Here is a 12,339-nt window from a genome sequence, read left to right on the forward strand (position 1 = left end):
TTCGCTACTATGACCTCTGCTGACTTCTCGCTATTCGTTGTTACTACAGGGAGTCCTGCTAGCGAGACCTCCCCGGGTAAGAATGATAACCTTCCACTCATGTCACTGCCTCATTTACTGTAGGAGATTTGTGCAGTATAGGACTTTGCTATGTGCGGCAAGCTCGTCCGTCTCCATACAGCCTCATATGAGATTTCTGTTCGTCAGTGCAAGTGTTTGCGTCCGACTTCCTTCAGATTCCACCTCACGGTGGACACCCTTGTCCTTCGCTAACAGTTCCTACTGCAAAGCCTGTAGTGGACTTTCACCACCAAGTTATCACCCATGCCGGGCACACCGCACAAAAGAAGCATCGGCAAACTGCGCCGATGCTTCTTTTGTGTGTTCCGGAATAATTTTAGTCCGGCTTGCTGTAGATAAGTGGCCAGGGATCCAGAAGGATGCATTCTCCTCCGGGGAGAGCCTGGTTCGCCGAAGTTCACCTTCAACTTAAATACTGAACTCCGGTGAGCAACAACTTACCGGAGTTCACGACAATTGCACAGTTGTTTCTCCGGCCAGAAGCCTCCTCAGCGGAGGTGCACCCGCTGAGGAGGCTTGGCTCTTTTACACGGTGTGCTCCAGGTTCAGTTTCCCCCTGCATTTCCCGCAGACATACTTCTTCAGATCGATGCGCCTTTTGCGCGGATATGCCTGCCCGCAGGCGCTGCAACCATAAAGCCATTTCGGCGGCACCAGCGCATCCATCGGTCCACGCAGGTCCTTGACGAAACGGCTCCCGCCGCTCTCCTTCAGCAGATTCCGGAAGTCTGCATCCCGGTGCCGGTACCCTCGCCCTTCGAGATGAAGATGGTAATGGCAGAGTTCATGCTTCACGACCTTTTCCAGCTCCTCGGGGCCGTGCAGTTCCAGCACCAAGGGATTGAAATCCAGGTTGTGGCTGTTCAGATGGTAGCGCCCGCCTGTCGTCTTCAGGCGGCGGTTGAAGGTGGCGCGGTGGCGGAACGGCTTATTAAAGACCGTACGCGAAATTTGTTCCACCAGCTGCTGCAGTTCTTGTTCGTTCATCGACTGTTCCTCATTATTTTTGCGGCAGCATCGTCAGGGCAACCCGGCCTTTGTTCGTGTCGACATGATCGACCCAGACGGTCACGATATCGCCGACCGCGACGACATCGGACGGGTGCTTGACGAAGCGGTTGCTGAGTTTGGAGATGTGGACCATGCCGTCCTGTTTGACGCCGATGTCGACGAAGGCGCCGAAGTCGACGACGTTGCGGACGGTGCCCTGCAGTTCCATCCCCGGTTTCAGGTCTTCCATCGAGAGCACATCCTGGCGCAGCAATGGCTGCGCGATGTCGTCGCGCGGATCGCGGCCCGGTTTCGTCAGGCCGGCGATGATGTCCTGCAAGGTTTCCTTCCCGAGTCCGGTCGCTTCGCGGACTTGGCTGCGATCCAACGCGCCCAGCGCTTCGCGGGCCTGGTCGCTGCCGATGTCCTTCAGGCTCAGCCCGGCCAACGCCAGCACTTCTTTGGCGGCTGTGTACGATTCCGGATGGATGTCCGTGTTGTCAAGGATGTTCTTACCGTCGACGATGCGCATGAAGCCGACCGACTGCTCGAAGGCTTTGGGTCCGAGTCGCGGCACTTTCTTCAGTTGTTGGCGGCTGTCGAAGGCGCCGTTCTCTTCGCGGAAAGCGACGATGTTGTTCGCGATCGTTTTGTTCAGGCCGGCGACGTGCTGCAGCAACGGCGCGCTGGCCGTGTTCAGGTTGACGCCGACTTGGTTGACGGCGGTTTCGACGACGAAGTCCAGGCGTTCGCCCAACTGTTTCTGGGAAACGTCGTGCTGGTATTGGCCGACGCCGACCGATTTCGGATCGATCTTGACCAATTCGGCAAGCGGATCCTGCAGACGGCGGGCGATGCTGACGGCGCTGCGTTCTTCGACCTGGAAATCTGGGAATTCTTCGCGGGCGATGTCGCTGGCGGAATAGACCGATGCGCCGGCTTCGTTGACGATGGCGTAGTAGACTGTGTTCGGCACTTGCTTGATCTGCTCGGAGACGAACAGCTCGGATTCGCGGCTGGCGGTGCCGTTCCCGATGGCGACCATCTCCACCTTGTAGTCCGCCAGCATTTTGCGGAAAGCCGGCCCGGCAGCGGCGCGTTTTTCCTGGTTGGCCGGTTTGTGCGGGTAGATGACGCTCTTCGCCAACACTTTCCCTGTGGCATCCACGATCGCCAGTTTGCAGCCGGTGCGGTAAGCCGGGTCCAGGCCGAGCACAACTTTGCCTTTCAATGGCGGCTGCAGCAACAGGTTGCGCAGGTTGTCGCCGAAGACATCGATCGCCTGGGCATCGGCGGCTTCAGTCAGTTCGTTGCGCAGCTCGCGTTCGATGGCCGGGCCGATGAAACGGCGGTAGCTGTCCTCGTAGGCGGCCTGCAGATAAGGCATGGCGATGCTTTTCGGATTCTTCACGACTTTTTTCGCCAGGTAAGCGAAGATTTTGTCCTCATCGATCAGCACGGCGACCTTGAGGATGCCGGCTTTTTCGCCGCGGTTCATGGCCAGGACGCGGTGCGAAACAAGCGAGGAGATGCCTTGGGAGAATTCGTAGTACATTTCGTAGACGCCCTTCTCGTCCTTTTCGGCATCCTTGGCTGTGCTGACGATTTGGCCGTTTTTGCGCGTGAATTCGCGGATATGTTCGCGGTAAGCCGGCTCGTCGCTGATGATTTCGGCGATGATCTCGTGGGCTCCTGCCAAAACGTCTTCTATAGAAGCTAGTTCCATCTCCTCATTCAGGTATTCCTTGGCCTTCGCTTCGACCGAACCATTCATCGGTCCGCTCAGCAGCCACTCGGCAAACGGAGCCAGTCCTTTTTCGCGGGCGATTGCGGCTTTCGTGCGGCGTTTTTGCTTGTAGGGGCGGTACAGGTCTTCGACGCGCTGCATTTTGTCGGCGCGTTCGATGTCGGCTTTGAGCTTCGGCGTCAGTTTGCCTTGCTCCTCGATGATGCGGATGACTTCTTCCTTGCGCTTATGGAGATTCGTCGCATACTGGTGGCGCTCCTCGATTTCGCGGATTTCGACTTCATCGAGCGAGCCCGTCGCTTCCTTCCGGTAGCGCGCGATGAATGGGACGGTGTTGCCCTCTTCCAATAGCTGCAGTACTTTTTCGATCTGTGCGGGTCTGAATTGGTTCAGCTCGGTTTTCACCAAGTCCAATACGATTTGTTGTGCGGTTTCTGTCATTTTGTAAAAAACTCCTGCCTTTCGGATGGGCTGACCGTTTCGGCAACCTCATCTTTTTTGTACGATATAGTCTTCTTTCATTCCGTTCTTGTCGAATACGACGCCGTGCAGCGATCCGCCGTAGACGGCTCCGCCATCGATGCCGATCTTGCCGTCCGAAATCCAGAGATCGGAACGGTCGTTGTCGCCGTAGAGGTAAAAGGTCGGGGTGTGCCCGAACACGATCGTTTTGCCGGTGCGGTTGGGCTTTTTGTGGAAGGGTCCGCGGATCCAGAGGAAATCCTCCCCCGTGCTGTCGCGCCAGTCCTTCTTGCCCAGATCGACCCCGGCATGGACGAACACATACTGCTCCCATTCATGATACAAAGGGAGCTCCTTCAGGAAAGCCAGCAAATCTTTGTAGTAATGCTTCATCATCAAGGCCATTTCGGTCGGCGAATATTCTTCCTGGATGCCTTTATGCAGAAAGCTTTCCAGGGAAACCAAGCCGCCGTTCAGGAAATAATTCCCGGCGTAATCCTCGGGTGCTGCGATAAAATCCAGCAGCATCGCTTCATGGTTGCCTTTGAGATAGACCGCCCCCTGTGTTTCCGCAAGTTCCTGCGCCAACAGGAAGCAGGCCTTCGGATTTTCGCCGCGGTCACCCAGATCGCCGATGAAAATCAGCTGCTGTTTCTCCGGATCCCACATTTCCAACAGTTTCTGCAGCAAAGTGATCTCGCCGTGGACATCGCCCACCACAAACACTTCCTCTTTCATGTTCCGCACCTTCTTCCGTCCAGACTGTTTCGCTTCTTCCATTCTAACATATCCATGATCGGGCTGTCCGAGCAGATTATCAAAAAATGCGGTGCTTTTGCCTGAAAGGCTAACGTTAGGAAGTGAAGGCAGTGTTTTTGATGCGCTTTCATAGGTCTTTTTCGTAAATCACGAACATTAAAGTGATAAATTGATTAAATCATTCACTTATCAATTGCAAGCTTTTGAACGATTGGTTATAATAGTCGAGTGGTAAGCGCGGGTTGCATCTGAAATCATTCCTTCATTCCTGTGTCCTGTCGCTGCCGAAAAAAATTCAGATGGGAGATCTTTTCAAAATGGAAAATTTCTTTAAACTCAAAGAACACGGAACGACTGTTTCCAAAGAAGTCATTGCCGGAATCACTACTTTCTTCGCAATGTCGTATATCATTTTCGTCAATCCGGCAATCCTTTCCTTATCAGGGATGCCTAGCCAAGCAGTTTTCTTGGCGACCATCGTTTCCGCTGCAGTCAGCACATTAGTGATGGGCTTATTCGCCAACGTACCTTACGCTTTGGCACCGGGTATGGGATTGAACGCCTTCTTCACGTTCACGGTTGTCTTCTCGCTTGGATTCTCTTGGCAGCAAGCGTTGGCCATGGTATTCATCTGCGGGATGCTGAACGTCCTGATCACTGTCACTAAAATCAGAAAAATGATCATCAAGTCGATCCCTGAAAGCCTGCAGCACGCGATCAGCGGCGGTATCGGCATCTTCATCGCCTACATCGGGATCAAAAACGCCGGCTTCCTGCAATTCACTTCCGATGCTGGTTCGATTGTGGCCATCAACGGCGCTCCTTACGACGCGACAGCTGATACTTTCACTGGCGGTGTCGGAAGCGTCGTCACTGGCGGCGGCATCGTCCCTGCTTTGGTTGATTTCACGCAGATGCCTGCATTGTTGGCTTTGTTGGGATTGATCCTTACTGCTGTCCTGATGGTCAAAAACGTGCGCGGCGCGATCCTGATCGGTATCGTCGCGACAACGTTGTTGGGTATCCCGATGGGTGTTGTTGAAATTTCACCTGCGACCTTGCAAGCAAACTCGCTTTCAACAGCCATCTCCGAATTGGGCACAACTTTCGGTGCAGCTTTCGGTTCGGAAGGTCTTTTGTCCTTGTTCTCTGACGCTTCCCAATTGCCGTTGGTATTGATGACAATCTTCGCCTTCAGCCTTTCCGACACCTTTGATACGATCGGTACGTTCATCGGAACCGGCCGCCGCACAGGCATCTTCTCTGAAGAAGATGAAAAAGCGCTTGAAGAAGGATCCGGATTCAGCTCAAAAATGGACAAAGCTTTGTTCGCCGATTCAGTCGGTACGGTCATCGGTTCGATCTTTGGTACTTCCAATACGACTACTTACGTCGAAAGTGCTGCCGGTATCGGAGCTGGCGGACGTACAGGTTTGACTGCGGTTGTTGTTGCCGGCATGTTCATCATCAGCGCGTTCTTCGCACCCCTGATCGGTATCGTTCCTGCTGCCGCAACGGCTCCTGCTTTGATCCTCGTCGGCATTTTGATGATGGGTTCCTTCACGGAAATCAATTGGCATGATCTGGAAGATGCGATCCCTGCCTTCTTCGCATCCATCTTCATGGGCCTTTCCTACAGCATTTCCTACGGTATCGCAGCTGGTTTCTTCTTCTACTGCATCGTGAAAGTCGTCAGAGGAAAAGCGTACGAAATCCACCCGATCGTGTGGTTCTCTTCGGCTTTGTTCCTGGCCAACTTCATCATCCTGGCATTGATTTAATGCAACTGGACACAATTCCGATTGATCGGAATTGTGTCTGTTTTTTTAATTGTTTTCGTTTTCGGCAATAAATTGTTGCGATTACATGATTTTGTCGATATAATAAGTCCGAGTGTTAAACTGAATATCTCCATAGGGGAGTAACTAGCAGTACAAGGCTGTGGTAACGCCAACAATAAGTAGAGTAATCCTATCTGCTGGTGTTACCTTAAATAGTGAGACTTATGCATACAGTGTTGTCTGACAGACAATTTTATGCATAGGTCTCTTTTCATTTTAACACTACTACATTCAGGTCAAGAGAGGGGAAATACTGTGTCAAAAGAACAACTGAATAAAGCGTTCTTCGCGCAAACGGAGGAGGAAGTCTTAGCTGAACTTAATTCGACTAAAGCTGGCCTTTCCAAAGAGGAAGCTGCGAAGAGATTGGCTGAGTATGGCGAGAACGTACTAGAAGCAGGTGAAAAACGCACCACTTTGCAAAAATTCTTGGATCAGTTCAAGGATTTCATGATTCTCGTTCTATTGGCTGCAGCTATCATTTCTGGTACTATCGGTCATGAAATCGCTGACGCCATCATCATCCTGGCCGTTGTCATCATTAACGCCGCTTTGGGTGTCTTCCAAGAAAACAAGGCAGAAGAAGCAATCGAAGCTTTGAAGAAAATGGCTTCACCTCTTGCCAACGTAAGACGCGGCGGAGAAGTCATCCAAGTCAAATCCGAATTGCTTGTGCCTGGTGACATCATCGTATTGGAAGCCGGAGATGTTGTTCCTGCAGATATCCGCCTTTACGATGTGAATTCACTGAAAGTTGAAGAAGCTGCCCTGACCGGGGAATCCGTACCGGTGGAAAAAGACTTGCGCGACGTCGAAACCGACGCTGCTTTGGGTGACCGCAAGAATATGGCTTTCTCAAGCACAAACGTTACTTATGGCCGTGCGGAAGGTGTCGTCGTCCTTACAGGGATGAACACGGAAGTCGGACATATCGCGAACATGCTGCAAAACGCCGAAGAGAAGAAAACGCCGCTTCAGATCAACCAAGATCAAATGGGTAAATCCTTGACGATCCTGATTCTGGTCATCGCTATCTTGATGTTCGTCATCGGCTTCGGGTTCAACGGCCGTCCTTGGTTGGATATGTTGATGGTTTCCATCTCCGTAGCCGTTGCCGCTATTCCGGAAGGTTTGCCTGCGATCACAACAATCATCCTGGCATTGGGTACGCAAAAAATGGCAAGCCGTAACGCACTTGTCCGTAAATTGCCTGCTGTAGAAACGCTTGGCGGTACGGAAGTCATCTGTTCCGACAAAACCGGTACACTGACCCAAAACAAAATGACGATCGAAAAAGTTTACTACGATGGCCAAGTCCATGATGCCGATGAAAACATCGACCTGGAATTGCCGGTCATGAAGATCATGAACTTCGCAAACGATACAAAAATCGCCAACGATAAATCATTGATCGGTGACCCTACCGAAACAGCGATGGTCCAATACGGCTTGGAAAAAGGTTTCGACCTGGCTTCTAAATTGGCTGACATGCCGCGTATCGCGGAAGTTCCTTTCGAATCTGACCGCAAATTGATGTCGACGATCCACCCTGAAGGCAACCAATTCATGGTCGCTACAAAAGGCGCTCCGGACGAATTGTTGAAACGCTGCACGCACATCATCAAAGCCGGCGTCATTTCTCCGATCACGGAAGCCGACAGAAAAGAAATCCTGGAAACAAACCACAGCTTGGCGATCCAAGCCTTGCGCGTCCTGGCGATGGCATTCAAAAACATCGCTGCTGTTCCTGCAAAAATGACGACTGAAGAAGTCGAAACCGACTTGGTCTTTGCCGGCCTGATCGGTATGATCGACCCTGAGCGTCCGGAAGCGAAACAAGCGATTTCGCAAGCCAAAAAAGCTGGTATCCGCACAGTCATGATCACGGGTGACCACAGAGACACTGCTTCTGCGATCGCAACACGTCTGGGCATTTTGGATGAGAACTCTTCTGCTAAAGCAGTCATCACGGGTGCTGAACTGAATGACATCTCGGATGATGATTTCTTGCGCACAGTTCAAAACTACTCTGTATACGCACGTGTTTCTCCTGAACATAAAGTACGTATCGTTAAAGCATGGCAAGACAACGGCAAAGTTGTTGCCATGACTGGTGACGGCGTAAACGATGCGCCATCATTGAAACAAGCGGACATCGGTGTCGGCATGGGTATCACAGGTACGGAAGTATCCAAAGGCGCTTCCGACATGGTATTGGCTGACGACAACTTCGCAACAATCGTGCACGCGGTTGAAGAAGGACGTAAAGTTTTCGCCAACATCCAAAAAGCGGTTCAATACCTGCTATCAGCTAACTTGGGTGAAGTATTGACTTTGTTCATCGCGACCATTTTGGGATGGCAGATCCTTGAGCCAATCCACTTGCTGTGGATCAACTTGGTTACCGACGTATTCCCGGCTATCGCATTAGGTTTGGAAGAAGCTGAGAAAGATGTTATGGAACAAGCGCCTCGTGGCCGTTCTTCCAACTTCTTCTCGAACGGCGTCTTCACCAGCATGATCTATCAAGGTATCTATGAAGGTGCCATCACATTGTTCGTGTTCTGGTTGGCAACTGGCTACTATGGTTTCGAACTGCATATCGGCGAAGCGATGGCCTTCTTGACATTAGGATTTATCCAATTGTCGCATGCCTTCAACTGTAAATCAGTCTTCAAATCATTGTTCTCGGTCAACCCATTCGGCAACAAAATGTTCAACTATGCAATCTTGCTGTCGTTGGCATTGATGCTGATGGTGGCATTCACACCTGGATTGAACACAATCTTCGGTATCTACGACATGACCGGACAGCAATGGATGATCGTTGTCGCAGCTGCATTGTCCGTTATCCCATTCGTTGAGATCGTGAAAGCAATCCTGCGTGCTGTAGGATACGACAAAAAAGTGAACCAGATCAAATAATCAATAATGTGAACCCCCCGTCGCAACCTGGTTGCGGCGGGGGGTTCTTTATGTTTTTTCAATTGTGAGCGGGGAAGCAATTCGCCGCTCTTTCACACGTAGCAGCGTTTTCTCCCGTTCCCTTTAGCTGCATACATCTCCTTCAAAACCCTGTAGACGCGGTCGCTCTTTCCGGCTCCACACCATTCCGCCATCCGGGATGCTGTCACTGGTTCTTTCGGAAACAACAAGCGAAAGTCCGATATGCCGGTTTTGATTGCGGTTTTGACATTTACGCTCTTTCCGCAGTTACCGCAATTTTGATACCGGCCGCTGTATGTTTCCAGAAGTTCACCGCATGCGCTACAAGGGATGCCTTTCCTTAATTGCTCAAAATGATATTCCGGCATTCTGATCCGGAAATCAGGATTGTTGAGTCCCAACAGTCTATCCGCCAATTCCGTCTGTTCGGTAGTCAGTGCATCATCCGCATTCAGTTCCCTAAAGTAGCCGGGGATCTGGCTTGGCAGCAGCAATTGTTCATCAGATGGAGCATTGTATAGCGTAAATTCCGGATTGATGTAAACAACAAAACCGTACACCTTCATTTTCACCCCCCAATCCAGCAGCTGCAATCCCAATCTGATCCGCGTCTCCAGCATTTCCAAAGCCGGATTTTCCAAAACCCCCTCGCCGACTTTAGTGAGTTTCAACTCTTCCCAAAGATGCAGGCCTTCATAATTGACGATTTTGTACAACACCAGTCTGTCGGAAAAGATATGCAAGGCGTCGATTTGGAAAGTTTCCCATCTCATTTCCAACTGCAGATCATTCAGAATCAAGCAATGCCCTTCGAAATTCTCCGTCAATTCATCGAACTGCTCCGCCCCTTCATACTCTTTTTGCAACTCGAGATAATAAGCGTAATCATCGCTTGCCAAATCCATTCGTGAAGACAACAGTTCATAAGTTTTCAAAAGCTTCGATTTCGTCCGCTTCTTGTACGCCATAATAATGATCACCTCTTTATTAGTTTCAAAGGTAATATCCGCACAGATTCTGTAGTTGCTTCCCTAATTTTGACTTTTAGTGGACAGGATTCGTTTTTTCGTGTGAACATCCAGATAGCCTGCTGAAATCGAACGTTAAGAGTAGGTGCTCCCGAGGAAAAAGAGTTAGAATGAATACACAAAACACACCACCGGAAAGGACTGAAAGAGTGTACGCAACAACAAAAAAACAAAATGGATCAACAATCGTCGAATTCAACAGAGTCATCCCACACCCCATCTCATCCGTCTGGCAGATGCTTACGGTGAACGAACAGCTGCAACCCGGCGGAAAAATCAAATTCGATTTCGGAAATGGGATCTATGAAAGGATGACGATTCTCAAAGTATCTGAACCGACCAGCTTCGCCTTCAGCTGGGACAAAAATACGATGCGCTTTGAATTGTCTGAAACCGCTGATGGGCAGACCTCCCTGAAGCTCAGCGAAGACATCATTGAGGTTACCGCGCATACGCCCCGGGATATCGCCGGCTGGCACGCTTGTCTGGACCGGATTGCCGTTATTTTGGACGGCCTCTCCGTCAAGCCTGGTCCTGCAGAAAATTGGGACGACCTCTATCAGTATTACAAGATAGCATTCGAGACCTTCCTGATAAGTAGAAAAAGAAACCGACTGATCGGCTCACCACAAACGGTGCCGATCAGTCGGTTCTTTACTTTCTTTATAAACGCGTTCTGATTCGCAGACACCACTAACGTTTCACACCCGCCGGAGTGAACAAAAGAAGTTCACTCCGGCGGGTGCTCCAACGTACGGGTGTCTAAACGCGAATCATCACGCTCTCTACCTCATCGTCACAAACTCTTCCGCTCCGGTCGGGTGGATGGCGACGGTGTTGTCGAAGTCGGCTTTGGTGGCGCCCATTTTGATGGCTACCGCGAAGCCTTGGATCATTTCATCGACACCGTAGCCGATGCCGTGGAGGCCGACGACTTGTTCGTTTTCGCCGGCGCAGACAAGCTTCATCTTCACAAGCTGTCTGTGGGCCGTAACGGCTGTGTACATCGATGCGAATGTGGACTTGTATACTTTCACCTCGTCGGCGCCAAACTTCGCTACGGCGTCTTTTTCGCTCAATCCGATGCTGCCGATCGGCGGATGGCTGAAGATCACGGTCGGGATGTTGTCGTAGTTCAACTTCTCGGTCGGTTTGTTGTTGAACAACCTTTCCGAAAGTCTGCGACCGGCCGCGATTGCAACCGGAGTCAGCATGTTCTTGCCGGTCACGTCCCCGACTGCATAGATGCCCTCGACCGAACTGTTCTCGTATTCGTCGACGATGATGAATTTTTTGTCGCTGACTTTCACATCCGTCGCTTCGATGTTGAGGACGTCGATGTTGGCTGTCCGCCCGATCGCCCAGATGATTTTGTCGAAGACTTCGGATCGGCCGTCCTCGAGATGCAGCGTCAGGGTGCCGTCTTCATTTTTTTCGACGGATTTGGAAACGGCATGCGTATGCAATGTCGGGCCGTCCTTTTCGATTTCCTGCATCAGGCCTTCGATGATGATGTCGTCGTATTTGCGCAGCGGCGTATCGTAGCGGACATACAGATGCGTATCCACGCCCAGATTGTGCAGCACGCCCGCCAATTCGATGGCGATGTAGCCCGCACCGACAACAGCAACTTTTCCCGGCAATTCGGTCCATTCGAAGAACGTGTCGGAAACGTCCCCCAATTTTGCGCCAGGGATGCGCGGGCGGATCGGTTTGGCGCCTGTCGCGATCAGGATGTGTTTGGCGCGGATCAGCTCCCCGTTGACTTCAACGGTGTTGTTGTCGACAAATTTGGCGAAGCCTTCGATCACGTCGACATTGCGGCGTTCGAAGCCCGCCTGATAGGAATTGCGGGAGCGTTCGACGTAGGCATCACGGTTCTTCAGCAAGGTCGGGAAGTCGATTTTATGCGCCCCGACTTCGAAACCGTAATCAGGCCCGTATTTGTGGATCGCTTCGGACACTTGCGAAGCGTACCACATGATTTTTTTCGGCACGCAACCGATGTTCACACAGGTGCCTCCCAATAATTTCCCTTCAATGACCGCTGTTCTGGCCCCATACTCTGATGCCCGGTTCATCGTCGCGATGCCGCCGCTTCCGCCTCCAATGGCGATAAAATCATATTCCCTCATCTACGTTCCTCCTGATAATAACTCTGTGTTTTAATTTTATCATTTTCCGCCAGAAGACTCCCACCTCTAGGAATGAAAAGGGCACAGCCCAATGAGTAGGTGGGAGATGAATGGCGGTAGGCGTCAGCCTATTCTTTTCGAAAAATCTTGTTGTTAAAGAAGGCCCTCCCGTTCGACCAAGAACAAATGTTCGTGTATAATAGGTGGCAGAAGGAGGTGAACAACAATGATGATCCACAAAGCCTACAAGTTTCGGATCTACCCCAATCAGGAACAACAAATCCTGATTGCCAAGACCATCGGCTGTTCCCGGTTCGTGTTCAACCATTTCCTGTCCGAATGGAACAAAA

9 protein-coding genes are annotated in these 12,339 nt (G+C 51.2%); 4 read left to right on the top strand and 5 right to left on the bottom strand.

Going from position 1 to position 12,339, the window contains the following annotated elements; all coding sequences use genetic code 11:
• Window positions 1–606: 606 nt before the first annotated feature.
• Genes BMX58_RS14020 through BMX58_RS14030 form a run of 3 tightly spaced genes read right to left on the bottom strand, consistent with a single transcriptional unit; the run spans window position 607 to window position 4,018 of the window.
• Window positions 607–1,068, bottom strand: a complete 462-nt coding sequence (locus BMX58_RS14020; RefSeq protein WP_068621056.1) for a SprT family protein — start codon at window positions 1,066–1,068, stop codon at window positions 607–609.
• Between the two features lie 13 nt (window positions 1,069–1,081).
• Window positions 1,082–3,259 carry a Tex family protein gene (locus BMX58_RS14025; protein ID WP_068621054.1) on the bottom strand — a complete coding sequence of 726 codons (2,178 nt, stop codon included), beginning with the start codon at window positions 3,257–3,259 and terminating at the stop codon, window positions 1,082–1,084.
• A 48-nt stretch (window positions 3,260–3,307) separates the two neighbouring features.
• Window positions 3,308–4,018: a metallophosphoesterase family protein gene (locus BMX58_RS14030; protein ID WP_068621052.1), complete on the bottom strand. Its 711-nt coding sequence runs from the start codon at window positions 4,016–4,018 to the stop codon at window positions 3,308–3,310.
• Window positions 4,019–4,356: 338 nt separating this feature from the next.
• Here BMX58_RS14030 and BMX58_RS14035 point away from each other — a divergent pair, with 338 nt between their 5' ends.
• Window positions 4,357–5,820 carry an NCS2 family permease gene (locus BMX58_RS14035; RefSeq protein WP_068621275.1) on the top strand — a complete coding sequence of 488 codons (1,464 nt, stop codon included), beginning with the start codon at window positions 4,357–4,359 and terminating at the stop codon, window positions 5,818–5,820.
• Window positions 5,821–6,075: 255 nt separating this feature from the next.
• Window positions 6,076–8,805: a cation-translocating P-type ATPase gene (locus tag BMX58_RS14040; RefSeq protein ID WP_084253747.1), complete on the top strand. Its 2,730-nt coding sequence runs from the start codon at window positions 6,076–6,078 to the stop codon at window positions 8,803–8,805.
• Window positions 8,806–8,897: 92 nt separating this feature from the next.
• On the opposite strand, the gene BMX58_RS14045 is transcribed toward BMX58_RS14040, so the two are convergent.
• Window positions 8,898–9,794, bottom strand: coding sequence for a nuclease-related domain-containing protein (locus tag BMX58_RS14045; protein WP_068621049.1), 897 nt, complete (start codon window positions 9,792–9,794; stop codon window positions 8,898–8,900).
• 209 nt (window positions 9,795–10,003) lie between these two features.
• On the opposite strand from BMX58_RS14045, the gene BMX58_RS14050 reads away from it, so the two are divergent.
• The gene (locus tag BMX58_RS14050) at window positions 10,004–10,534 is read left to right on the top strand and encodes an SRPBCC domain-containing protein (RefSeq protein WP_084253762.1); all 531 of its coding nucleotides are present in this window, start codon (window positions 10,004–10,006) and stop codon (window positions 10,532–10,534) included.
• A gap of 105 nt (window positions 10,535–10,639) precedes the next feature.
• Here the strand turns inward: BMX58_RS14050 and gorA are convergent, their stop codons facing one another.
• Complete coding sequence (gene gorA, locus BMX58_RS14055; RefSeq protein ID WP_068621045.1) at window positions 10,640–11,989, bottom strand: glutathione-disulfide reductase; 1,350 nt, start codon at window positions 11,987–11,989, stop codon at window positions 10,640–10,642.
• Window positions 11,990–12,218: 229 nt separating this feature from the next.
• On the opposite strand from gorA, the gene BMX58_RS14060 reads away from it, so the two are divergent.
• Window positions 12,219–12,339 (top strand): helix-turn-helix domain-containing protein (locus BMX58_RS14060; RefSeq protein ID WP_242653622.1); only part of this gene is annotated, 121 nt, incomplete at its 3' end.

Origin of the sequence: Trichococcus ilyis (genome assembly GCF_900109135.1) — a bacterium.
In the GTDB taxonomy this organism is placed as follows: Bacteria; Bacillota; Bacilli; order Lactobacillales; family Aerococcaceae; genus Trichococcus; species Trichococcus ilyis.

Coding starts and splice junctions, on each gene's coding strand:
- BMX58_RS14030 (WP_068621052.1), bottom strand. CDS start 4,018: ATGAAAGAGGAAGTGTTTGTGGTGGGCGATGTCCACGGCGAGATCACT.
- BMX58_RS14020 (WP_068621056.1), bottom strand. CDS start 1,068: ATGAACGAACAAGAACTGCAGCAGCTGGTGGAACAAATTTCGCGTACG.
- gorA (WP_068621045.1), bottom strand. CDS start 11,989: ATGAGGGAATATGATTTTATCGCCATTGGAGGCGGAAGCGGCGGCATC.
- BMX58_RS14040 (WP_084253747.1), top strand. CDS start 6,076: ATGCATAGGTCTCTTTTCATTTTAACACTACTACATTCAGGTCAAGAG.
- BMX58_RS14025 (WP_068621054.1), bottom strand. CDS start 3,259: ATGACAGAAACCGCACAACAAATCGTATTGGACTTGGTGAAAACCGAG.
- BMX58_RS14035 (WP_068621275.1), top strand. CDS start 4,357: ATGGAAAATTTCTTTAAACTCAAAGAACACGGAACGACTGTTTCCAAA.
- BMX58_RS14045 (WP_068621049.1), bottom strand. CDS start 9,794: ATGGCGTACAAGAAGCGGACGAAATCGAAGCTTTTGAAAACTTATGAA.